Raw genomic sequence first — 21,533 nt, 5'->3', positions numbered from 1 at the left:
CGGCGAAGGCGACCGCCGCGACGGGCATGACCTGTTTCACCGTATCCCGGCTAGGTTTCGCATCAGGGTCTCCAGATCGCGTTCGCCGTCGCGGGTTTGGGCGCCCGCGGCCAGGCCGCCGCTGATCAACTGCCCCGCGACGGGACGGAAGACGAGGCCGGCCCAGGCGTCGTTCTCCCGTACCAGGCCTGCGGCCAGGTCGTCGGCGACGATCGCGTGCTTGGCCGCGACGATTACGCCCTCCGGCAGGGCCGCGATGTTACGGGCGAGTCGGTCGACGAACGCGTCCAGTTCGTCGGCGGGCAGGGCCCGGTTGATCCAGCCGTAGCGCTCGGCGAGCTCCGCGTCGAACAACTCGGCGCCGAGCACCGCCTCCAGCGCACGATTGCGCCCGACCCTAGCGGCGAGGTACTGCGTGCCCCCGCCACCCGGGACGATGCCCATGAGCGCCTCGATCTGGCCGAGCCCGGCACGGCCGATCGCCGCGAAGGCCATGTCTGCGGCCGCGACGAACTCCGCTCCGCCGCCGCGCGCCTTCCCCGCGAGCTTGACGATGGTCACCTGCGGCTGGCGACGCAGCATCTCCCCGACGGCCTGGAAAACGTTCACACCCTCCGGGGCGGCGGCCGCCAGTCCGGCCAGCGCTTCCGGAGTGGAGGTCATATCGACGTGCGCGATGAAAAACTCCGGATCGGCACTGTCGAACACGATCACCCGCACCGACCCGTCGTCGCGCAAGGCGGTCAGCAGGTCCCGCAGGTCGGTCATGAGCGCGACATCCAGCACATTTACTGGCGGGTTGTCGATCGTAACGCGGGCAATGCCGGCTTCGTCGGCGACACGAAGAGTCTTGTAACTGCTATGGACCACGAGAGAACCCCTGTAGGTATCTGGCAGGCATCTTGGTTTCTGATGTATACCTAGAGTGAATCGGGCCGCCACCTGCGTCAATAACGCACTTTGAGCATCTCAGGGATCCTGGAGGATACCGTCATGGCCGCTTCCGAGACCGGCGCTGACACCATCTACCGAACCGCCGCGGGCAGCGGCATCGCTTTCCGGGCCGACTGCCCGAGCCGCCCGATTCTCGACCAGATCGCCGACAAATGGTCGATGATGGTCATGGCCGTGCTCGAGAAACCACGCCGGTTCAACGAGATCAAGCGCCGCCTCGAAGGCGTGACCCAGCGAGTCCTGACGCAGACCCTGCGCCGCCTCGAACGCAACGGCATGATCGAGCGCCGCGTCCTGCCGACCTCACCAATCGGGGTCGAATACTCCCTGACCCCGCTCGGCGAATCCCTGCGCGAGCCGTTCGGCCGACTCTACGACTGGACGGTCAACCACGCCGAAGAGATCCGAGCACGCCAGATCGACTACGACGGATGCATCCGGAAGTGAGTGTTCGACGAGGTCGTGGATCTCCTGCGATGAGTTATGAAGCGGTACAGGTTTGACCAGCGCTTGGACGGGTCTGCAGTCAAGCCGAGGAGGCGGCCGCAGGTGGCCTTCCTGGCCTCGGAACAGAGCAGCTACGTCGTCGGTGCGAACTTCTACGTTGACGGAGGCGCGAACCAGATCTGAGCAGGCACCACACGGTGGGTGGCATCTGAAGCGTCCCAGGTTCTATGCCGCTACTCTGCGGGTTGAACCTGCTCGGTGAGGGCAGCGTAGTGGGCCTCCGCGTACTTGGTTGGAGTGGTCATCGCCCGAACGAACCACTGCTTCTTGGTGTATAGGAGAGCCCGTTAAGAACCTCTTGGCGTCGGCGTGACACGGACAGGTGGCCGCCAGCCCGCCTTTCTATGAATCAAGCGCGGGTTGATAGGTCAGATGAAGGACTCCGGTGCTGAAGGTCGCGGAGTCGACCAGTCGCAACGGCGTCCGCCGACCGTCGTCTTCGAAGAGGCGCCGGCCGCGGCCCAGGAGGATGGGATGGACAAGCAGCTGGAGTTCGTCCAGGACGTTCTCACGCAGCAGTGACCGGACCAGGGTGGGGCTGCCGCTGATGGTGATGTTGTTTCCGGGTTCCTTCTTGAGCTTGGTGAGCTCGGTGGTGACGTCGCCGCCGATCAGCGTGGAGTTGTGCCACAGCACCGTGCCCAAGGTCGTGGAAGCGACCAGTTTGGGCATGGAGTTGCTCCGCTCCGCCAGCGGCACCTCACTGCCGCGCTGCGGCCAGGACGCGGCGAACACCTCGTAGGTGGACCGCCCGAGCAGCAGGGCGTCGGCCTGGTGGAACTGCTCGGCGACCGGCGCAGAGCGGTGTCAGGCGGCGAAAAACTCGGCCAGCACGGGGGCGATGGCCGCTGGATCGACGTTGTGGGGCTGACCGGTCAGGGTGCGGCGCCGGGGGTTGGGCAGGGCGGTGGCGATCGCCTCGGCGGCAGCGCTGATCCACGGAATGGTCGCGCCGTCGATCACGATCGCGGGGACGGTGAGGGCGGCCAGCTGTTCGGTGGGCAGGCTGAAGTCGCCGGCGAGCTCGGCGTCGTAGGCCAGGGCGGGCGCGGTGGCGCCCATTCCCTCCCAGAACGGGCTGGCCTTCATGCCGGCGACGAATTCCTCCGGCATCAGCACCGCCTCCAGGAAGAACAGCTCCAGCATGTCGCCGTAACGGCCCTGCTCGCGCAGCGCGAACTGCTGATCGCGATAGTCGGCGGGGACGGCCGGGCGAGTGCCGGGGAGGATGTAGGGCACCTCCCACAGCGCCAGCTTGCTGATGGCCAGGCCGTGAGCCGCGGCGTGGATGGCGAGGAGCCCGCCACCGGAGGTGCCGTACACCATCGCCGACCCGCCCGCCTCGGTGATCAGCGCCTGCAGGTCCTCCAGCTCACGCTCCACCGCGTACGGTTCCGTGTCGCCGCTCTCGCCCCGGCCACGCCGGTCGTAGTTGTACACGGTGAAGCCATCGGCCAGCAGGTCGGCTACCGGCGCGTTCACCGACCTGTCGGTGGGCCCGCCGCCGATCAGGATGACCGCCGGCCCCTCACCGGTCCGGTCGTAGGCGATGGGGGTGCCGTCGGTGGAGATGACCTTGTTCATGGGGTTCCTCTCGCTCTGCTGGGTACTGGACTGTACAGTACTGAGTTGAGTACTGGTCCGTCTAGTACTAAAATGAAGGAGAGAAGAGGAGCGGACATGACAGACCTGGCACAGACGAGCCCCCTTCAAGAGGAGGGCCGATCGGCCCGCAAGCGCAGGGCGATCATGGAGGCGGCCACCGGACTGTTCCTGCGCAACGGCTATCAGGGCACCAGCATGGACGAGGTCGCCGCCTTGGCCGCGGTGTCCAAGCAGACCGTCTACAAGCACTTCACCGACAAGGAACAGCTGTTCAACGCGATCATCCTCGGCGCCGCCGAACGGGTCGGCGACTTCACCGACACCGTCGCCGCGTTCGCCGACACCGAGAACCTGGAGGAGGACCTGGGCGAGCTCGCCCGCCGCTACATCACGACGGTCATCCAGCCACGAACGCTGCAGCTGCGCAGACTTCTCATCGCCGAGGCGGGCCGCTTCCCCGCGATCGCGCGCGACTACTACCAGCGGGCACCGGGGCGCACGATCGACGCGTTCGCCGACACCTTCCAGAAGCTGGCCGGCCGGGGCCTGCTGCGGATCGACGACCCGTCCGGGGCCGCTGCGCAGTTCGCCTGGCTGATTCTGTCCCAGCCGATGGACAGGGCCATGTTCTTCGCAGACGAACAGCAGTACACCCCAGCCGACCTGCACCGCTTCGCAGACGAAGGAGTCCGGGTGTTCCTCGCCGCCTACCGGACCTGAGCGAGCCCAACAGGGTACGCAGCCGATCCGAATCGGCGGCCGCTGACACCGCCACTGTTGATGCCGCTGGGGAGCGCCAGGTCGCCGGAGGCTCGCAGGAGAGTTTTCGGCAACCGCAAGGCCAGGCATCTTGGGCGTTTGGCGAGGAGTTTGACTGATCTGCAACTGTGCCACACAGGTGACCTATAACTAGATAGGAAGGTTTTGTCGGCATGCGCCCTTTGCGAGCGACCCTTCTTGTTCTCCCGGTAATCCTGGCCTGCGCATGCGGCCCGAAGGATCAACCGGTGCGCGTTACCCCGTCGGCCGCGGCTTCCAGTGCCACATCCTCGGCGCCGCCCTCCACCCCAGCCGCGGCAGGGGGCAGCTACGTGAGCGAGGGCATGGTCGGTCTCTACATCGCCACCCCCTTCAGAATCCAGGTGCAGGCCATCGAGCGGCACGCCAAGCTGACCGTGTTACGCATGGAGATCATGACCACGGCGACCACCCACACCGCCGGCGACTTCGGCTACGGCACTATGCCGACCTCTTTCGACAGGTTCAGGTTGTTCGACCCGATCGGCAGGAAGATATATTTCACCCTGCGCGAGAATGACAGCAACGGCGACGCCTTCGGCACCAGGAATCGCAAGGCCACTGCCGACTATCCCGAGGAATTCCTGCCGGGCGTGCGCTACCCGGTCGAGGTTTACTTCCCGCCGCTTCCCGCCACCGCCAAGACGATGTCGATCGTGCCCCACCTGCCGATGGGCCCGATGACCGGCATCCCGGTCACCGACGGCGGCGCCGAACCGACCGCCCGTGAGCGCAGCTCCTCTGACATGCCGAAGGCCGGCGACACCTTCCAGTGGCCCGTCGTCGTGCCGAACGGGGAGATCTGGTCAAGCGTCTCCGACGTGAACGAACTGGTGGAGACACCGGTGAAGACCACGACGCAGGCGGGCGACACGGAGACGATCGGCCTGCGCACCGACGTACTGTTCGCCTTCGACCAAGCACGTCTGAGCACGAAGGCGGCGGCCGTACTCGATGACGTGGTCGAGGAGACCAGACGACGGGCCGACCCTGCCAAACCGCCCATCACGATCACCGGTCACACCGACAACAAGGGCGACGACGGATACAACCAGACGCTGTCGGTCAAGCGGGCCGAGGCGGTGCAGAAGTATCTGGCCGCCAGGCTCGGCAGCGACTACCAGTACAGATCGGCAGGCAAGGGCGAGAGCGAGCCGATCGCCAAGAACGAGAAGCAGGACGGCAGCGACAATCCCGCGGGGCGGGCCAGGAACCGCCGCGTGGAGATTTCCTACTCCATCAAGCAGCAGAGCCCGGACGTGACCACCACCACGAGCCCCTCCGCCGACCAAGTAGGCGGCTCCACCGTGGCGCCGGCCCCCTTCCGCGCCGATCCAGGAGCGCGGGTGGCCGGTTTCACCTGGTCATTCCGCAGCCAGCCGGACAAGCTCAAGGTGGACGTGCTGCCGCTCTATCGTGACGGGGCCTACGTGGTGGCCTCCTTCGACATCACCAAGACCAACGACGGCACGTTCGTCCCGTCCTTCGCCCCCTTCTCCGGATGGGACCACGAGTTCTCCTCCGGCTCCGAGTTCGGCGCGTTCATCCTCGTCGATCCGGCCACCAAGGCGCGCTACCACCCGCTCAAGATGTACACGGAGTTCGTCGAGAACTACGTGCCCGCCCTGGATGCAGGCGAGACCAGCAGGGCCTACGTCTACTATCCCGCCCCGCCCGACGACCGCACGAGCATCACGCTGGAGGTGGCCAACGGAGGCGTCTACCCGGGAATCCCCATCGAACGCTGACCGTGTCCAGGGGCCTCGCCGTAGCGGCTGACAGGTCCTCCTCGGGGACGACGCCGTCGCGACCTCCGAAGGACCTCGACGAGACCCGGGGACGATGTGCGGGGCGCCGTCGCGGCGGCAGATTGAGCCGGGTGAACACCTCTCATCAAGGAAACCGCCGTATGGTCGTGCCAGTCCTGATCGCCGGGGTCTGGTCGGTGAGCTATCTGGCTCTCGGCCTGCTCTGGGCTCTCGGAGGGCCCGGGTATCCGTTCGACGCAGGCCGTGCGGGCGTGGGCAACACCCTGCTCGACCCCGTTCCGGCTGCGGTCGGCGGGGGCGTGCTGGCGGTGTCGGCGCTGGTGGCCGCCGGCGTCGCCGTGCTCGCTGTCAGAGGCTCGCTCAGCCGGGCCCCCGCCGTTGTGGCGGTCGTGGTCGGCGTCGGCCTGGCCGTGGTCCTACCCGACGTACGCATCATGATGACCGCGGGGTACCTGCCGGTGATGCTGGTCGCCGTACTCGTCGGCCAGGCGGAGTTCTCGTTGATCGCGAGCATGCTGACCTGGCCCAGCGTCAACCTGCTCATTCTGACGGCAGTCGGCGTCAGCCTGATGGTCCTGGGAATACGGGCGCTTCTCGGAGGGCACGGGCGGCCCTTCAGCGTTGCCGGCGCGCTGAGGATCGGGCGGTACGCGACGGCCGTCGCGGTCGCCGTCCCCGTCGTCTACGCCGTCACCCGCTTCGGCTGGTTCCTGGGCGTGCCCGTAGGCATCAGCGACGAGTTCCTGGCCTACATCGCCGAGATCACCCCGATCGGCGCCGGTCTCGGCGCTCTGGCTCTCATCGGCGCGGGCCTGACCGTCGGCCTGGTCCGGCCGTGGGGTGAGATCTGGCCGCGCTGGGTGCCGTTCCTGCGCGGGCGGCCGATTCCAGCGCGTTTGCCGACCTGCTCGGCGCTGGCCGTCTCCCTCCCCATCACCTCCGCTGGGCTGATGTACGTGCGCAAGAAGCTCAGCGGCGAGCAGGTCGGCCCGGCGGGGGCGGGCGACGAGCTGGGTGCCTGGCTGCCGGAGATGTTGTGGCCGCTGTGGGGCGCGGCCCTGGCGGTGGCCGCGCTGGCATACCTCAGCCGGCGCAGGCAGCTCGCTCACGGATAATGGCAGGTGTGAAGGAGTCCCCGTTCCCGTCCGGCGCCGCGGTGGACTCGTTTCTCCACCGGCATCAGGTGGGTGCCGACGCCGTGCTCGCCGTCCTGCTCGTCCTGCCGCTCGGTCTGGTCTCGTTGAGCCTGCTCCGGGCCTCGGACAGCCCGGTGTCCCCTCGCCTGCTCGCCGGTCTCGGCCTGCTGGTCCTGCATGGTTGCGTCGTCCCGCGTCGCGTGCGCCCAGTGGCGGCGTACGGCTTGGCCGCCGCGGCGATGCTGTTGCTGGTGCTGCTGCCGCCCCTGCACGACCCGGGCGGCGCCTACTATCCGTCGGTGCTGCTGCCGAGCTCACTGGTCTTCGGACTGCTGCTCTACACGGTGTCCGGCCGGCTCGGCCTGCTACCCAGCCTGCTCTGCCTGGCCGTCACCCTGGCCGGAGTGCTCCTGGTCCTGGCACGATCGTGGACTCCGGCCTCGTGGGGCGGATCGTCGGGCTCCTATGGGCTGCTCGCGTGGCGGATCGGGCTGGCGGTCGGGCTGATCGCCGCGGCGGCGTGCCTGTGGTCACTGGGCCGTCTCAGCCGGATACGGATGTTGTTCCTGGCCGAGCTCACAGCGAAGGCCGAGCGCGCCGAGGCCGACCGCGCCCGGGAACGGTCGGAGGCGACACGGGCGGAGCGCGACCGGATCAGCCGCGAGATGCACGACGTGGTGTCCCACTCCCTGGCCGTCATGGTCAGCCAGGCGGAGGGCGGCAGGCTGTCCGATCCGGACTCGCCCCAGGCGGGCGTGTTCGCCACCATCGCCGGTGTCGGCCGCGACGCCCTGCGCGACATGCGCGGGCTGCTGAGCGTGCTGCGCGCCGAGGGCGGCACCGCTCCGCAGCCGGGCCTCGGCGACCTCTCCGACCTGCTCGACCATGTGCGCGGTACGGGCGTACGCGTCGCCGTACAGGAACTCGGGGATGTTCGGCCGCTGCGCCCCGCCGTCGACCTGACCGCCTATCGCGTCATCCAGGAAGGCCTGACCAACGTCATCAAGCACGCGGGGGTGACGGCCGTCGCCGACATGGCGCTCGCGTGGCGTCCGGACGGACTGCACATCACCATCACGGATGACGGTGCCGGGCCGCCCGCCGAAGAGCCCGGCGTCGGGCTGACCGGGATGCGCGAACGCCTCAGCATGGTGGGCGGAACCCTGGAGGCCGGCAGACGGCCCGGGACGGGCTACGTACTGTCGGTCGCCCTGCCCTATGAGTCGAGGAGCTTCCCATCATCAGGATCATGATCGTCGATGATCAGGAACTGCTGCGCAACGGCTTGACCATGGTCGTCGGGTCCCAGCCCGACATGGAGATGGTCGCCGAGGCCGCTGACGGCCTGGAGGCCCTGAAGTCGCTGGAGTCGCGGCGCGTCGACGTGGTGGTGATGGACATCCGCATGCCCCGGATGGACGGTGTCACCGCGACTCGGGAGATCCAGCGGCTGGACGACCCGCCGAAGGTGCTGGCGCTGACCACGTTCGACTTCGATGAGCACGCACTGGCCGCACTTCGCGCGGGCGCGAGCGGGTTCATGCTGAAGGACGCGCCGGGAGAGGAGATCATCGCCGCGATCCGGCACGTGCATCGCGGCGACTCGATCATCGCGCCCTCCACGACCCGGCGGCTCATCGGGCGGCTCGTCGCGAAGACCGACACCGCTCCGGACGCTGTGCTCAAGGTGCTCACGAAGCGTGAGCGTGAGGTGTTCCTCGCCCTGGCGCGGGGCGCGTCCAACGCCGAGATCGGGGCCGATCTGTTCCTGTCAGAGGCCACGATCAAGACGCACGTGGGGCGCATTCTGACGAAGCTCGGGCTGCGCGACCGGGTCCAGGCGGTGGTCCTGGCCTACGAGTCCGGCGTTGTCACTCCAGGCGAGCGTTAGGCGCCTGTGGGGTGCCAAAACCTCTATGTATGGCTGAGCAGGGCTGCGTGCAGCGATCGCTGACCTGCTCTTCCAGGCTCGGCGCGGTCACTGGTAGTCCGGCCTGAACCAGCGGGCCTTGTAGATCTTGGCGCCCGGCAGGGTGCGGGACGCGGTGCCGCCGAAGAACTCCACCGTGTCGGTGCACCAGGACGCGCCGCAGCCGCTCTTCGGCCGGGTCCTGAGGATCTGTCCGGTACCCTGCTGATCGCCGACAGATTTGACGAGCCGCACGTTCACGTTGTCAGCGTTCGCGTACTCGGTGGTGAAGGAGCTCGTGGATTTCACGTATTGGTAGACGGCGTCGTTCGTGGTGATCCACAGCCGGCCCTTGTCCCCGAAGACCGGGGCCATGTCGTGGCCGCCCTTCTTGCCGGGAAGCGCGACCCGCTGGGTCTCGGTCAGGCTCGGCTGTGCGGGCGTACCGCCGACCTTGAGCGCCACCAGGTCCTTGTCGCCGAGCGCCCACAGGAGCTCATTGGCCGGATCCCAGAGCACGCCATGCCCACCAGGCAGCTTGAACTCCGCGTACTTCTTCGAGGTCGGGCTCTGGGAAGCCGTGTAGACCCGCACCCAGCTCCCCTTGGTGGCCGCGGCGACGACATTCCCGTTGGGAAGCAACTCCACGGCGTGGGGCAGGATCCCGTCGCCTCCCGTGTCCACGGCCCACAGGCGTTTGCCGGACGGGTAGGACGCCGCACCGATGAAACCGCCGTCGTTCACCGCGAGGACCGACTTGCCTCCGGTCTGGCGCGGTCCGCCATAACGGAGCCGGGCATCCGCGATCGCCCCCGAGCACAGCGTGCAGTCATCGAGCTCGGCCTCGGGGAATCCGTTCTTGGCGGACGGCTTCCACTTCCACTTCAGCGCCTCCGGCTCCTTGACCGGGTCCCACGACTTGCTCCGAGAGTCCAGTACCACGACCTGGCGAGCCTTTCCGTCGCCCATGACGACCCAGCCATAGGCGTCCCCGGCGCTCACGGCCTGTGCCGGAGCGGTCATGCCAAGCGTGGCGACGAGGGCCGCGCCAGTCGTCGCGGACATCCACTTGCCGTGTCCCATCTAATCTCCTTCATAGCGCACGCGAACCGCATCCGCGCACAGACGCATGAGGGCTCTGAGCTCCATGCGGTGGATTTCGTTGATGCCGGAGACTAGAAGAGCTGGTTTTTGATTCGCTATCGATTCGATTCACCCGGGTGGGGCCTGCTCGATTCTGGAATCGTCCGCACGCCCGCCCCCGTCGGCCGCGCTCGCGTGCTGCGGGTAAGGAGTGACCTTGCCCGCCCTCTCGTCCACGAACGCGACCCTGTTATCACCGTTACGGCCAGGTCGCCCATGCCCCCACGGTCGCCCTTGGGAGGACCCGCACGTCGTGGCGAGTTCTGTAGGCATCGACAGCCTCCTGCCAGCGCTGCTGCGGAATGTCATGGCCCTGCTCCCAGAGGTGGTGCCAATGAAGGCTGTTATCGGGACGCTATCCGGGCGCGTTATCGATTTGATTTCAAGTTGATTCGGGCCAACCCGCTGTGCGCTGCCGTGCACGACCCTGGTGCCGCGTAGTCCGCCACCCGTCAACGCGCCCCACCCGGGTCTGTGCCGGGCGACGAGGACATCCGCGAGTGGCCGACATCGATCCAGCCGAACAAGATCCCGCCATTCGTGGGGGAAGACCACGGAAATGATCTTCGAATCCCACGCCCGGCTGTTGCCGACGACTTTTGAACGCAGGACACTGGATGGTCAACGGGGGATGTCATGACAACTCACATAGAGTTTCGAGTTCTTGGTCCGCTGGAGGTCGGCGTCAGGGGGCGCCCTGTCAGGTTGGGCGGGCTTCGGCAACGTTCACTACTGGCCGCGCTGTTGTTGGATGCCGGGCGGGTCGTGTCGGTCGATCGGCTGGCGGCCGCGGTCTGGGGCGAGCGCCTGCCCGAATCGGTGCGCACCCAGATCCCGATCCACGTGCACGGGTTACGTAAGGTATTCAAGGCCGCCGGCTGCGACGTGCAGGTGATCGTCACTGAGCAGACCGGTTATCGCCTGCGTACCGACGATGTGTGGCTGGACACGCGCGAGGCGGAGGAACAGGCGGCAGCGGCCCGAAGGGCGGCCGCAGCGGGGCAGAGCGAGCAGGCGGCGGCGATGCTGGGGCGGGTGCTCGGGCTGTGGCGGGGGCCGGTGCTGGCCGAGATCGACACCATCGAGATCACCGCGGTGGCGCGCGGTCTGGAGGATGCCCGGCTGGGCATCGCGGAGGAGTGGGCCGAGGCGGAGTTGGCCTGTGGCCGTTCTCGCGAGGTGGTGGCACGGCTGGCAGGGCTGGTGGAGGATCATCCGCTGCGTGAGGGACTGCGCGCACAGTTGATGCGGGCGCTGTGGCACTCGGGACGGCAGGCCGACGCGCTGGAAAGCTACCAGCAAGGCCGCAAGCTTCTTCTGGACGAACTGGGCCTGGAGCCGGGCAGAGGGCTGCGAGAGGTCCAGCAGGCGATCCTGGCCGGACCGCCTGCCTGCGATGCCGCACAACCGGAGGTTCTCGCGCTGCCTGCGACGCGCCTTGGCGGGAACGCGGACGATGGGCCTCTTCCAGCGGGTTCAGGGCCAGTCGTGACGGTACGGCCGGCGCAGTTGCCGCCGGCGGTATCAGCGTTCGTGGGCCGGATGACGCAGATACGGACGCTGGATCGATTGCTGAGGCAGGACGGGCGACACCTGCCAATGGGCGTGATCAGCGGGGCGGCCGGGGTGGGCAAGACCGCGCTTGCTCTGCAGTGGGCTCATCAGGTGACCGACCGGTTTCCTGATGGCCAGTTGTTCGCCAACCTTCGTGGCTATGACCTCGACAGAGAGTCGGCACAACCCGCGGCGGTGCTGGAGCGGTTCCTGCGGGCGCTCGGAGTTGACGGGGCGGCGGTTCCGGCCGGGGTGGAGGAGCGGACCGCGTTGTTCCGCAGCTTCCTGGATGGCCGGAAGGTGCTGGTCGTACTGGACAACGCCGAATCGGCGGCACAGGTGCGGCCATTGCTGCCGGCGACGCCAGGCTGTTGTGTGATCGTCACCTCCAGGCGCCGGCTGGAAGGTTTGATAGTGGGCGGTGGCGCGCTGCCGGTGCCGGTGGAGGTTCTGACCGAGCAGGAGTCCGCCGAACTACTGGAGCGTGTACTCGGAGCGGAGCGAGCGGCTGCCGAACGGGAGGCGGCGGCGAAACTCGCCGCTCTGTGCGACGGGTCGCCGCTGGCGTTGCGCATCGCAGCGGCGAAACTGGCCACGCGGCCGCAGTGGCCAGTCGCCGAAATGGCCGAGCGGCTGGCCGACGAGTGCAGCCGGTTGGACCAGCTCAGCCGAGGTGAGCTGGAGGTACGAGCCAGCATCGAGCTGTCCTACCGCGAACTGTCGACGCGGGCGGCCCTGGCGTTCCGGCGGCTGGCGCTGATGGACGCCCCAGGCGGATTCGCGCCCTGGCTGGTGGCGGCGCTGCTGGACACGACGGTGCACGACGGTGAGCGGCTACTGGAGCAACTGGTCGATGCCCAACTGCTGCAGCCGCTCGGCAGGGACGTGGCCGGCCAGCCGCGTTACCGCTTCCACGATCTGATCCGCCTGTTCGCCCGCGAGCAGGCGGAGGCCGCAGAGCCGCCGGACGCCAGGCTGGCCGTGCTGAGCCGGGCCTTCGGCGCGTTGCTCGGCCTGGCAGAGCAGGCCCGCGACATGCGATACGGCAGCCGCTACCCGATGGTGCCGCGCGGCGACACTCCGCGCTGGCTACCGGAGGACGCCGCGCAGGCGGCGTTGCTGAATGACCCGCTGGCGTGGCTGGAGAGCGAGCGGCTGAACCTCGTCTCCGCGGTGACGCAGAGCGCCGAGTTGCGGCTCGCCGACCTGTGCCGCGACCTCGCGGCCAGCTTCGTGCACATGTTCGAGTCGCGGGCCTACTTCGACGATTGGCGGGCGGTCGCCACCCGGGCTCTTGACGCCTGCCGCGCCGCCTCCCACCTGCCGGGCCAGGCCGCGATGCTGTTCTCCCTCGGCTCCCTGAATCTGTGCCGCCGGCGGCTGCTCCCGGCCGCCGACCTGCTGGAGACGGCTCTTGAGCTGTTCCGGCGCTTTGACGACGTGCCCAGCCAGGCCGTCACGCTCCGTCACCTCGGCACGGTCCATCTCTTCGAGGGAGACCTCGACAGGGGGAGACGGGAGCTGGAACAGGCGCTGGCGCTGTTCGAGCAGGTCGGCGACACCACCGGCCTCGCCCACGGCCTGGGCTTTCTCTCACACATCCACATGCTGGAAGACCGGCTGGAGGAGGCCGCGCGGCTGTTGGATCGCGCGCTGATCGTCAATCCGGGAGGCAAGCAGACCGAGGCCCAGTTGCTCAAACGCCTGGCCGAGGTCTACCGCCGCCAGGGCCGCTACGCGGACGCGATCAGGCAGGGTGAGCGCGCCCTGGCCCTCACCCTCGACCTGAACGACCTGGTCGGCCAGGCGTATGTGTTACATGCGCTGGGCGAAGCGCAGCTCGACCTGGGAGAGACCGCCGAGGCCGGCTCCACTCTGCATCAGGCGCTGCGCATCGCCCGCCGGGTGGGGGACAGGCTGGTCGAGGGCCGGGTCCTGCTCGCTCTCGGCCACATCAAAGGCGATGACAGCACCTTCCATCTGCAACAGGCTGCCGAGACCTTCGCGGCCATCGGTGCGGCAGGCTGGCACGACGAGGCCGTAAGGGCGGCTGCGCGGGTGAGCGTCTGAGCATCGGCCGGGCATCCTCTGTCGGACACTCCGCTACGATGCATGTCCCTGACGTGAGGGATGATGGGTCGTGAGGTGGATTTCCTGATTACCGGATCAGCCGGTCAGCCGGTCGCGCTGGGAATCATGTCGGCCTCGACGTTGCCGAGCATCGCCGCCGGCCGAGTGGTCGTGGGCCTGCGGAACGGCGTAACCACTGCCTGCGAGGGCTCATAGTGGGGGAGTCCAACCAACCGGAAGGCCAACCGGAAGGCCAACCGGAAGGCCAACCGGAAGGCCAACCGGAAGGCCAGCCGGAAGGCCAGCCGGAAGGCCAGCCGGAGTCGAGCCCGGGTGTCCCGTCACAGGTCGTCGCCCAGCTCACGGCACTCGAACGACCGATCCCGGCACAGCTGCCCAGCCCCATCGCGACGTTCACCGGCCGTGAGACAGAGGTCGAGAGGCTGTGCACCCTGCTGACCGATGGCTCCGAGCGCGCGGTGGCCATCTCCGGACCGGCCGGCATCGGCAAGTCGGCTCTCGCTCTCCAGGTGGCCCACCACATTTCCCACCATTTCCCCGATGGACAGCTCTATGTCAACCTGCAGGGATCCACTCCCGATACGGACGCCCTGCCCACCGAGGAGGTGCTCGGCCGATTCCTGCGTTCCATGGGAGTCGCCACCCCGGCGATCCTGGGCGAGCAGGAGGAGGCCGTCGCGACCTTCCGCTCGCTGACACACGGGAAGCGCCTGCTGATCCTTTTGGACAATGCGGCGAGCGCCGAGCAGGTACGCCATCTGCTGCCAGGCAGCGCGACGTGCGGCGTGCTCATCACCAGCAGGCGGATGCTGAGCTCGATCGACGCCGCGAGCCATTCTCAGCTCCGAGGGCTGATGCCAGACGAGGCCGGCGCGCTTCTCACCAGGCTCCTCGGCACTGACCGGCTCGACCGCGAAGCCCAGGCGGTGGCCGAGGTCATACCACTTTGTGGCGAACTACCGCTGGCGCTGTCCATTGTCGCAGCGCGACTGCTCGGGCGCCCGGACATGTCAGTTCGCGCCCTCGCCGACAGACTCGCCAGCGAGCAGCGGCGCCTGGCCGAGCTCGAGATCGACGACCAGGCGGTACGCGCCAGTTTCATGGTCAGCTACGAGGACCTGGGTGATGGACCGGCGGCCCGGCTGTTCCGGTTGCTCGGCCTTCTGGACGGGCCGGATATCGGCGTTCCCGTCGCCGCAGCTCTCGCGGAGCTGCCGGAGCGGCGCACGGCCGCGCTTCTCGATCATTTGCTGGAGAGCCAGCTCGTGGTGTCCAATGTTCCCGGGCGGTATCGCATGCACGACCTCCTGAGGTTGTTCGCCAAGGAACTCGCGATGAAGCAGGAGAGCGAGAAAGCCCGGGCCCTCGCCGTCCGACGAGCTTTCCACTGCTATCTCGCCACGGCACGACGCGCGGCGTTGTCGGTCGAGCCGCTGATCGCCTGGCGGATCGACCTCGTACCCGAGGTTCTCACCCATTCAGGGGTGCCGCTGGAGTCCATTGAGGCGGTCAACGCATGGCTCGATATCGAGATCGAGAACCTTGTCGCCACTGCCCGTCAGGCCGTGACGAGTGCTGATCCGGCGATCGCGGCCTACCTGTCCGCATGCTTGAACACGCCGTTGGAACAGCGAGCGCGATGGCGCGAGCAACTGGCTCTGGGGCACCTCGCTCTGGAGGCGGCGCGTTCCAGCGGTGATCTCCGCCAGGCGGGCCTCGGCAACAATGATCTCGGTTGGGCATTGCACGCGTTGGGAAAGCCCTCTGAGGCTCTGACGTCCTTCGATCGGGCTCTCGATGCCTGGGGGCCGATCGGCTACGACACCGGCCAGGCCTTGGCCCTGAACGGACGCGGTGCGGCTCTTCGTTCGTTGGGTCGCCACGAGGAGTCGCTTGTTGCCCTGGAACAGGCAAGCGCAATCTGGCACCGATTGGGCCACGCCCGGCATGAGGCATCGTGCCTGACGGGCATCGGGCTGACCCATCAACGACTCGGACGCTACGACGAGGCAGTCGCCGCTCACCGAAAGGCTCTGTCTCTGGCAAGGGAGTCGAATGCCAGGGTCACCGAGGTGATGGCGCTGGGCAACCTTGGTGAGGCACACAGACTGGCTGGGCAGGCGGATGAGGCGGTGACGTGCTTCCAGGAGGCCCTCCGACTGGATAGGCAGCGTGGTTTGTCCGGCACCTACTGGGAGGCAGAGCATTTGTGGGGGCTCGGCCGGGCGACCGGTGACCGTGACAACCTGAACAAGTCAGCGGCAATCCTCCACGAGCTGGGGCTGATCACTTACAGCGAAGCCCGCGCGATCGAACTCGACCCGGTTCCTGAAACCCCCGACGCCATCTCGCAGCAACTCTAGACGCGGGGCTCAACCCGAATCGCCGACACTGGCGGTCATTGCATGGCGGAAACCCTCCTGCCATGCAGGATGCCCCCGCCCAGAGCTCCTGGTCAGAGGCATGCCCACACGCTTCGAGGACGCAGCACTAGCAGTGGCGGACGCCCGGGAACGGGTCCTTCCAGGTGTAGACGCTCTCGGCCGCGACATAGCCGGTGCGCCCGCTGACGTCGCCGTACGTCCGATACCAGATGTTGTTCCCGCCTCCGTGCTTCTGCCCGGAGACGTAGCACTGGAAGTAGCTGGGGTTCGACTTCAGTGTGTCCACGGCATCCTGGTCATGGTCGCTGTAGCGCGGGCTGCGCCACAGGCTCACCCCGGCCTTGTTCCCGCAGTACAGGTGCCCGCTCTTGGCGTAGCACGGCGGGTTGCCCTGAGCCTGCGCCGGAGCCGTCACCAGCAGGCTCGTGCCGATCAGCGCCAGCCCGCCGGCCGCCATCGCGATCTTCGTGTGTAGTCGCATTCCAGATCCCCCTCGTTCGAAACCGCTATGTTCTGGGCGATGCTAGGCACGACGGCTTTCGATCCGTTATCGATGTGATTAACGCACTGATATGCACCGAGCTGTCCGGACGCGCGAGTAAATGAGCCCGCCGTGAACCCGATGACTCGGGTGAGCTGGGAGGCCATCTGCAGCGCAGACAGCGCGGTGACATACCGGTCGTCGTCGAACACCTGCGGCAACACGGCGCTGTACGACGCCCTGACCGGCGCCTCCAACAGGTGAATGACGAATAATTGATCGCCGCCGACGAGGTCCGCTCGTCGCGATCACCGCGATCACCGCGATCACCGCGATCACCGCGACGGCCACGCGGGCGAGCTGGTAGCCGAGGTCCGACAGGAGCGTTGCCGACCAGAGGGCACGGTATTCGCGGGTGGAGAGGACCTGGCGAAAGGTGACAGCCTGTGTGGGGGCGTCAGAACTCCCAGGCGTCGTTGCGCAGGAGCGCCACCTTCCCGCCGGCCCCCAGCCCGGTGACCGTGACGTCCGGGCCGCCGACCATGAAGTCGACGTGCACGCGCGAGGTGTTCACGCCCGCCGCGTCCAGCCGTGCGGGATCGTCCGTACGCAGGTGGGCGGGCGCGCCCGGAGGCAGCCCGGCGCCCCAGGCCAGGTGGCAGGTGGCGTTCTCGTCCAGAAGGGTCTCCATGAAGGTGATGCCGCTCTCGCCCACCCGCGAGGAGCTGTCGACCAGAGCGAGCTCGCCCAGCCGGGCCGCCCCCGCGTCGGTGGCCTGGTGCGCGCGGACGACGTCAGCTCCGGCGCTCGCCCTGACACCGGTCACGACGCCATCGGCGAAGGTCAGCTCCAGGTCGCGGATGACGGTGCCGTCGAGGGACAGCGGCCGGGTGGCGCGGACCGTGCCGTCGACGCGTCGGTAGTCGGGGGTGGTGAACACCTCCTCGGTCGGCAGGTTGGCCTGGAACGGGCGGCCCTTGACGTCCTCCAGGCGGGCGGCGGTCCAGTGGGCGTCCGGGAGCAGGCCGATGGTCAGGTCGGTGCCGGGGCCCTCGAACCGCACGGCGTCCAGGCGCATTTCGGTGAGCCGTCGAGCGCGATCGAGCAGTTCGGCGATGCGCTGCTGCCACGCCGCGCGCGGATCGGGCTCGTCGAGACGGAGGATGCGGCGCAGGTGCCGCCACAGCCTGGCCTGGTCGGGTTCGCCGAAGACGGCACGGGCCCACTCGGGGGTGGCGTAGGGGACGATCGTCCAGCGGACCAGGTTGTTGAGCTGGAGCCGCTGCCGTGAGGTCAGCGACGGCATGCGGTCCAGCCCGACGCGTATCGGATCCAGCCCGGCCAGGAGGTCGGGGGCGGCGGCGCCGCGGACGTTGACGATGATGCCGCCGTGCCGTCCTAGCTCGTCGTTGCGGGCGTCGAGCCACGAGGGCACCTCGGCCAGGCTCGCGGTGTCGGCGTGCCGGACGCGGGATCGTTTGGCGTGCGGGTCGAAGTACCAGATGTCGGCGTAGCGGGCGCCTCTGGCGTAGGCGGCCTCGGCCAGGGCGCGGGCGAGCGGGGCGTGCTCGATCTCGGCGTTGATCAGCACCCGGTCGTCCGCCAGCAGGGGCACGGCCACGTCGAACACGACGTCGGCATAGCCGGACAGGTCAGTGGGGGGAATGGTCAAGGGGGGCTCCTTCGTGTTCGTTGTGGCGCATAGGCAGGAACAGCAGCGCGCCCGCGCACAGGGCCGTGTGGCGTTCGGCCCTGTCGGCCACCCGTCCGGCCAGCGGGCGGGCCAGCACCCCGGCCGCCACGGTGATGGCCAACGAGACGCCTACCATGCCCGCTCCCTGGCCCAGCGGGCCGGTGAGGTATCGCGGAAGCGCCGGGATGAGCAGCCGATCGACAGGAACGCGCCGGCCGCGCGGACGAGCAGGCGGCCGATCATCGTTCGTCACGCAGTTCGAGCAGGAGCGCGGTCATGCTGACCTTGACGCCGTCGTGCGGCGGTCCGGCCTTATCGTGCAGGAGCGCCACGGCCTGGCCGATCAGGCCGACGATCTCCTCCCAGACGGGCCTGGCCAGCCATACCTCGGCGTCCATGGACGTGCGCTGGCGATCAGTCTCAGCCAGGCGCCTGGCCAGGTCAGTGCTCATCGCCTGGTGGAGGAGTTGCCGTCCCTCGGACCGGTCGAGGCGCTCGCCGCTGGACGGATCGTACCGGTAGCGCAGTTGTGGGCGGCCCTTGCCTGCCCGCAGCCGCTCGTCCGTCTGCTGGAGGAAGCCCGCTTTGGCCAACTGGCGCAGGTGGTAGCTGGCCGAGGCGTGCGCGATGCCGAGTTCGTCGGCGACCTCGGTGGCCGACATCGACGCGCCGGTGAGCAACGACACGATGCGGATGCGCAGCGGGTTGGCCAGGGCGCGCAGGGGAACAAGGTCATCCCGATTTTCCAAAGACACCTTGGGATAATAATTTATCCAACAGCTATTGGGAAAGAGGTGGCTCTGCGGCGCGTCCTCAGGCCTGGACGGCAGTGCCAGACGATCGCGGCGTTCATCCCGGAGAGCGATGATGAGGCGGCTGCGGCGTGGCGGGCCGAATTGCTGCACCTCCTTCGGCTTCCAGGGCATCACGGCGGACCGCGACTTTGTGTCGACCACTGAGAACGAGCGACATCCGCTAGGGTTCACGGATGCTGCTGACGGTCCTTGGCGGATGCGGTGCGTGGCCGACGGCGGGCCAGGCCTGCAGTGGTTACCTCGTGGAGCACGACGGGTTCAGGCTGCTCGTCGACCTTGGACATGCGACGGTGCCGCGGCTGCTGGAACGGGTCAGCGCCGATCAGATCGATGCGGTGTTCATCAGCCACGGACATCCCGACCACTGCGCCGACCTGAACCCGCTGTTGCGGGCGCGCACAATGCGTTATGACCCGCCGGCGCCGTTGCCGGTGTACTCGCTGCCCGGCGCCCTGGATGCGGTGCTCGCGCTGGACCGCCCAGGTGTGCTGACCGACGCCTATGTCCTGCACGAGTTCACCGCCGGCAGCGGATTCGACATCGGCCCGTTTCGCGCAGAGACTCGTGTGCTGCCGCACTCGGTACCCAATGCCGGCATACGGCTGACAGCGGGCGGACGGGTGCTTGCGTATGCGAGTGACAGCGGCCCGAGTCCCGACAGGGTGGAACTGGCGCGTGGCGCTGACCTGCTACTGGCCGAGGCTACCTATGTGAATCAGGTCCCGGAGGATTCCCGACGTTACCTGACAAGCGCCCGTCAGGCAGGCCAGCAAGCCCTGGAAGCCGATGCCCGGCACCTGTTACTGACGCACCTGCAGCCAGGCACGGACACCCCAGCCGCGCGAGCCGCCGCTGGGGCCAGATACGACGGTGAGATCGGCATCGCTACGTCCGGTCTCGTCTTCGACCTTTCGTGAGCCAAGGTTTCAGGGAATGTCATCCGCGCAGGTCATTCGGCTTGCCCGACTTCTCCCGCCTTGTGTCCTGTGGGTGCCCGAAACTCGGCCGCTGGGGTTGACCTGGGGTTCGGCGGGTTCAAATTCCTCATCCGTGATCGGGATACGAAGTTCACCACCATGTTCGACGAAGTCTTCACGGCCGCAGGCACCCGTATCCTCAAGACGCCACCTCAAGCTCCGCAGGCCAACGCTTTCGCCGAACGCTGGATCGGCGGCCTGCGCCGAGAACTCCTCGATCGGATCCTCACTTCAATGAGCATCGCCGGCATCGCTCCCTGGGCCAGGCCGCCCCGCTGCGAGCCTTTCCCGACCCGGTCGAGGACGATATCAAGGTCATCCGGCGTGACCGCCTCGGCGGGCTGATCCACGGGTACGCGCAGGTCGCATAGGGCGGCCGAGTTCTTGGCACTCACAGCCCGGTCCCTGCCCAAGAGCAACCAGCGAGCAACCACCCGAGATCATCTTCTCGGTGAAACGCCCCCGAGAATCGAGAACTCGCAGGTCAAATAGGGTAAGAGATGGTAGGGCGCCCAGGCCCGGAACCTACGGATTAAAAGCTCGGCCGATCACGGTTCCAGGCAGTTCAATGCAGGTCAGAGGGCGTGCGCGGTCCATTCTGAACGCCCTCGGACGGCTCCGCATTGCAACGCGAACTGCAACTCTGAGGCAAGTCGTCTGCTGCGTCCGAGGAAGCCAGGACGATGGCGACGATCAGCCGTATCCCCGTGACGAGCGCAGCCGGAAGAACGAAGAAGAGCCAAGACCCCCATGCATCCCGACCCGATGTCCAGGCGATCACGAGCACTACGTTCATGGCGGCGAGAGTGACGGCCAAGTAGAGGATCTTGCGACGCGGGCTACGGGACGTCACAAAGAGCGATCCCACGACGATAACGACAGGTGTTGCGTACACAAGGATCATGGCGAGTAACACGCTGGACTCCTCGACTTCCGCGAGCGTTCGCAGTGGTTGCCCACTCGGATCGTCTCACAGAGCTTCGGGTCGGATGCACTTGGGCTTCCGAGGCCCGGAACCGGAACTTACGGATTAAAAGTGGAAGGCGCTTCTTGGTCTTCGCGGGTTCTGACCTGGGAATTTGGGTGCTGCTTCATTTTTGCCCAAGGGAGGTAATCCGTGCATGCTCCGGATCTTGATGGCGCCTCCACGGGGGGCTGGGAGACTGTGTGGCATGAGCAGGATCGAGCGGCCGCTTGTACGTGGGTTGTTCCCCGATCTCGTCGCCGATCTCATCGCGTGTCTGAGAGAAGAAGGGGAAGAGGATCTCGCCGTCTCCGCCTGGGACATCCAACTCTATGAGGAGTGTGGATGCGGAGATGACTTCTGCCAGAGCTTCTATACGGCTGAGCGGCCGGACGGAGCGTACGGGCCCGGGCACAGATGCGTACCGTTGCTTCCGCCGAGAGGTGATCTGATCCTTGACGTCGTTGAGGGACGGATCATGTACGTAGAGGTCTTGCACTACCCGAAGCTGCCACGTTCGGTGAGCTGAAGTCATCAGCTTGGGAACTCTTTCAAGATCATGCGCTTTGAGCTGAGGATACGCTGACCTGGGCGTACGTGAGTCGAGCGCTGTTGAGTCCCCGCGGCTCCCGCTGATCGCCGTCCGAACGGGCACGCAACGGGCACGCACCTCCCGATCCGTAGGTCCCAAACGATCTTCAGGGTCGTTCAGAGCCGTTCGCCCCGCTGGTCGCCAGGGCTCCGCCTGTTCAG

General features: G+C 67.4%; 19 protein-coding genes and 1 pseudogene. 12 read left to right on the top strand and 8 right to left on the bottom strand.

Going from position 1 to position 21,533, the window contains the following annotated elements; genetic code table 11:
* Positions 1 to 36: 36 nt before the first annotated feature.
* Entirely contained in the window at positions 37 to 870 is an 834-nt protein-coding gene (locus AB0H88_RS35540) for an enoyl-CoA hydratase/isomerase family protein (protein WP_357652570.1), read from the bottom strand.
* Positions 871 to 993: 123 nt separating this feature from the next.
* Between AB0H88_RS35540 and AB0H88_RS35535 the strand changes: the two genes are divergently transcribed.
* Positions 994 to 1,401: a helix-turn-helix domain-containing protein gene (locus tag AB0H88_RS35535; RefSeq protein WP_357652309.1), complete on the top strand. Its 408-nt coding sequence runs from the start codon at positions 994 to 996 to the stop codon at positions 1,399 to 1,401.
* A 402-nt stretch (positions 1,402 to 1,803) separates the two neighbouring features.
* Here AB0H88_RS35535 and AB0H88_RS35530 read toward each other — a convergent pair.
* Positions 1,804 to 2,241 (bottom strand): annotated as a pseudogene (locus tag AB0H88_RS35530) (dihydrofolate reductase family protein); the annotation flags it as partial.
* A 27-nt stretch (positions 2,242 to 2,268) separates the two neighbouring features.
* Complete coding sequence (locus AB0H88_RS35525) at positions 2,269 to 3,045, bottom strand: alpha/beta hydrolase (RefSeq protein WP_357652307.1); 777 nt, start codon at positions 3,043 to 3,045, stop codon at positions 2,269 to 2,271.
* Between the two features lie 96 nt (positions 3,046 to 3,141).
* On the opposite strand from AB0H88_RS35525, the gene AB0H88_RS35520 reads away from it, so the two are divergent.
* The 5 genes from AB0H88_RS35520 (at position 3,142) to AB0H88_RS35500 (ending at position 8,660) form a co-directional block, all read left to right on the top strand.
* On the top strand, positions 3,142 to 3,786 hold the full coding sequence (locus AB0H88_RS35520) for a TetR/AcrR family transcriptional regulator (RefSeq protein WP_357652305.1): 645 nt from the start codon (positions 3,142 to 3,144) through the stop codon (positions 3,784 to 3,786).
* Positions 3,787 to 4,157: 371 nt separating this feature from the next.
* Positions 4,158 to 5,612, top strand: coding sequence for an OmpA family protein (locus AB0H88_RS35515; protein ID WP_357652303.1), 1,455 nt, complete (start codon positions 4,158 to 4,160; stop codon positions 5,610 to 5,612).
* 161 nt (positions 5,613 to 5,773) lie between these two features.
* Entirely contained in the window at positions 5,774 to 6,748 is a 975-nt protein-coding gene (locus AB0H88_RS35510; RefSeq protein WP_357652301.1) for a hypothetical protein, read from the top strand.
* Between the two features lie 8 nt (positions 6,749 to 6,756).
* Entirely contained in the window at positions 6,757 to 8,022 is a 1,266-nt protein-coding gene (locus tag AB0H88_RS35505; protein ID WP_357652299.1) for a histidine kinase, read from the top strand.
* A complete protein-coding gene (locus AB0H88_RS35500; RefSeq protein ID WP_357652297.1) occupies positions 8,019 to 8,660 on the top strand; it encodes a response regulator transcription factor in 642 nt (213 codons plus the stop codon). The genes AB0H88_RS35505 and AB0H88_RS35500 overlap by 4 nt, the downstream gene beginning before the upstream one ends.
* An 87-nt stretch (positions 8,661 to 8,747) precedes the next feature.
* Here AB0H88_RS35500 and AB0H88_RS35495 read toward each other — a convergent pair whose 3' ends face one another.
* Positions 8,748 to 9,761 carry a DUF6528 family protein gene (locus tag AB0H88_RS35495; RefSeq protein WP_357652295.1) on the bottom strand — a complete coding sequence of 338 codons (1,014 nt, stop codon included), beginning with the start codon at positions 9,759 to 9,761 and terminating at the stop codon, positions 8,748 to 8,750.
* Positions 9,762 to 10,457: 696 nt separating this feature from the next.
* Here AB0H88_RS35495 and AB0H88_RS35490 point away from each other — a divergent pair.
* The 3 genes from AB0H88_RS35490 to AB0H88_RS35480 all read left to right on the top strand — a co-directional run bounded on the left by AB0H88_RS35490 (position 10,458) and on the right by AB0H88_RS35480 (position 15,829).
* Entirely contained in the window at positions 10,458 to 13,445 is a 2,988-nt protein-coding gene (locus tag AB0H88_RS35490) for a BTAD domain-containing putative transcriptional regulator (protein ID WP_357652294.1), read from the top strand.
* Between the two features lie 196 nt (positions 13,446 to 13,641).
* Positions 13,642 to 13,872 (top strand): PT domain-containing protein, encoded by a 231-nt coding sequence (locus AB0H88_RS35485; protein WP_357652568.1) that lies wholly within the window; start codon positions 13,642 to 13,644, stop codon positions 13,870 to 13,872.
* Entirely contained in the window at positions 13,826 to 15,829 is a 2,004-nt protein-coding gene (locus AB0H88_RS35480) for a tetratricopeptide repeat protein (protein ID WP_357652566.1), read from the top strand. The genes AB0H88_RS35485 and AB0H88_RS35480 overlap by 47 nt, the downstream gene beginning before the upstream one ends.
* Positions 15,830 to 15,956: 127 nt before the next feature.
* On the opposite strand, the gene AB0H88_RS35475 is transcribed toward AB0H88_RS35480, so the two are convergent.
* The gene (locus AB0H88_RS35475; protein WP_357652292.1) at positions 15,957 to 16,331 is read right to left on the bottom strand and encodes a hypothetical protein; all 375 of its coding nucleotides are present in this window, start codon (positions 16,329 to 16,331) and stop codon (positions 15,957 to 15,959) included.
* A gap of 132 nt (positions 16,332 to 16,463) precedes the next feature.
* Here AB0H88_RS35475 and AB0H88_RS35470 point away from each other — a divergent pair, with 132 nt between their 5' ends.
* Positions 16,464 to 16,595: a hypothetical protein gene (locus AB0H88_RS35470; RefSeq protein ID WP_357652290.1), complete on the top strand. Its 132-nt coding sequence runs from the start codon at positions 16,464 to 16,466 to the stop codon at positions 16,593 to 16,595.
* 193 nt (positions 16,596 to 16,788) lie between these two features.
* Here the strand turns inward: AB0H88_RS35470 and AB0H88_RS35465 are convergent, their stop codons facing one another.
* The 3 genes from AB0H88_RS35465 to AB0H88_RS35455 all read right to left on the bottom strand — a co-directional run bounded on the left by AB0H88_RS35465 (position 16,789) and on the right by AB0H88_RS35455 (position 18,779).
* A complete protein-coding gene (locus AB0H88_RS35465; protein ID WP_357652288.1) occupies positions 16,789 to 18,003 on the bottom strand; it encodes an aminopeptidase in 1,215 nt (404 codons plus the stop codon).
* Entirely contained in the window at positions 17,984 to 18,160 is a 177-nt protein-coding gene (locus AB0H88_RS35460; RefSeq protein WP_357652286.1) for a hypothetical protein, read from the bottom strand. Before AB0H88_RS35460 ends, AB0H88_RS35465 begins: the two co-directional genes overlap by 20 nt.
* Before the next feature lie 103 nt (positions 18,161 to 18,263).
* Positions 18,264 to 18,779: a helix-turn-helix domain-containing protein gene (locus tag AB0H88_RS35455; protein WP_357652284.1), complete on the bottom strand. Its 516-nt coding sequence runs from the start codon at positions 18,777 to 18,779 to the stop codon at positions 18,264 to 18,266.
* A 233-nt stretch (positions 18,780 to 19,012) separates the two neighbouring features.
* On the opposite strand from AB0H88_RS35455, the gene AB0H88_RS35450 reads away from it, so the two are divergent.
* The gene (locus AB0H88_RS35450; RefSeq protein WP_357652282.1) at positions 19,013 to 19,756 is read left to right on the top strand and encodes an MBL fold metallo-hydrolase; all 744 of its coding nucleotides are present in this window, start codon (positions 19,013 to 19,015) and stop codon (positions 19,754 to 19,756) included.
* Between the two features lie 1,232 nt (positions 19,757 to 20,988).
* Positions 20,989 to 21,309 carry a hypothetical protein gene (locus AB0H88_RS35445; protein ID WP_357652280.1) on the top strand — a complete coding sequence of 107 codons (321 nt, stop codon included), beginning with the start codon at positions 20,989 to 20,991 and terminating at the stop codon, positions 21,307 to 21,309.
* Positions 21,310 to 21,533: the final 224 nt, after the last annotated feature.

The organism is Nonomuraea sp. NPDC050680, from assembly GCF_040654555.1.
Lineage (GTDB): Bacteria > Actinomycetota > Actinomycetes > Streptosporangiales > Streptosporangiaceae > Nonomuraea.
The sequence above is the reverse complement of the archived record's forward strand: the minus strand, read 5'-3'. Positions and strand labels throughout refer to the sequence as shown.